The 1,327-nt window shown below is 69.1% G+C and carries 1 protein-coding gene; it reads left to right on the top strand.

Annotated elements, in window-relative coordinates; genetic code table 11:
* Positions 1-1,327, top strand: a 1,327-nt coding sequence (locus CCN35_RS19925) for a type I polyketide synthase (RefSeq protein WP_143631677.1), incomplete at both ends; no start/stop codon positions are given.

The raw sequence follows: 1,327 nt of genomic DNA, 5'->3' as shown, positions 1-1,327 counted from the left end.
GCGGTGTCGATGGATCCGCAGCAGCGGCTGGTGCTGGAGACGTCCTGGGAGGCCCTGGAACGGGCCGGCATCCGACCCGAGTCCCTGAGCGAGAGCCGCACCGGGGTCTACCTCGGTGCCATGACGTCGGACTACGGCCATCAGGGACATGACCTGGAGGCTCTCGACGGCTACACCAGCACGGGTTACGCGTCCAGTGTGGTCTCGGGCCGGGTGTCCTACACCCTGGGGCTTCAGGGGCCGGCGGTGACGGTGGACACCGCGTGCTCGTCCTCTCTCGTCGCCCTGCACCTTGCCGTCACCGCGCTGCGGCAGGGCGAATGCGACCTTGCCCTGGCCGGTGGTGTCACCGTGATGAACACTCCCGCGCTGTTTGTGGAGTTCTCGCGGTTGAAGGGGATGGCTCCTGACGGGCGGTGCAAGTCCTTCTCGGCGCGGGCTGATGGTGCGGGCTGGGCTGAGGGTGTTGGGGTTTTGGTGCTCAAGCGGCTGTCGGCTGCCGAGCGTGACGGTGACCGGATCCTGGCGGTGATCCGCGGCAGCGCGGTCAACCAGGATGGCCGTTCCCAGGGCCTGACCGCGCCCAACGGCCCCTCGCAGCAGCGGGTGATCCGTGACGCACTGGCCGCTTCCCGCCTCACGCCGGCCGACATCGACGCGGTCGAAGCCCACGGCACCGGCACCCCGCTGGGCGACCCGATCGAAGCCGGCGCGCTGGCCGAGGTGTTCGGCCCGGGCCGGGATGCGCAGCGGCCGGTCTATCTGGGCTCGTCGAAGTCGAACATCGGGCACACGCAGGCTGCCGCCGGTGTGGTGGGTGTGATCAAGATGGTGCTGGCTCTGCAGCACCAGATGCTGCCGAAGACGCTGTACGCCGACGAGCCCAGCCCGCACATCGCCTGGGAAGGCAGCGGCCTGAAACTCCTGGACGAGGCCCGGCCCTGGCCGCGTGAGGCCGGCCGAGTACGCCGAGCCGGAGTGTCCTCGTTCGGGCTGTCGGGCACCAACGCGCATGTGGTGCTGGAAGAACCCCCGGTGCGAGAGACCACCAAGGCGACACCGAACGGCACCACCCGAAACGGCACCGCTGGAGGCAGCACCACTGAGGACGGTGCCACCCGGAACGGCACCACTGAAAACGGCACTGCTGGGGGCGGTGCTGTTGAGGGTGGTGTTGTGCCGTTGGTGGTGTCTGGTCGGGATGTGGGGGCGTTGCGTGCGCAGGCTGGTCGGTGGGCGGAGTGGCTGGCTGGTTGTGGTGATGCGGTGTCGTTGGTTGATGTGGCGGCGACGGCGGTGTGGGGGCGGTCGCAGTTTGAGTATCGGG

The organism is Streptomyces thermovulgaris (assembly GCF_002155915.1).
Lineage (GTDB): Bacteria > Actinomycetota > Actinomycetes > Streptomycetales > Streptomycetaceae > Streptomyces > Streptomyces thermovulgaris.
The sequence above is the reverse complement of the archived record's forward strand: the minus strand, read 5'-3'. Positions and strand labels throughout refer to the sequence as shown.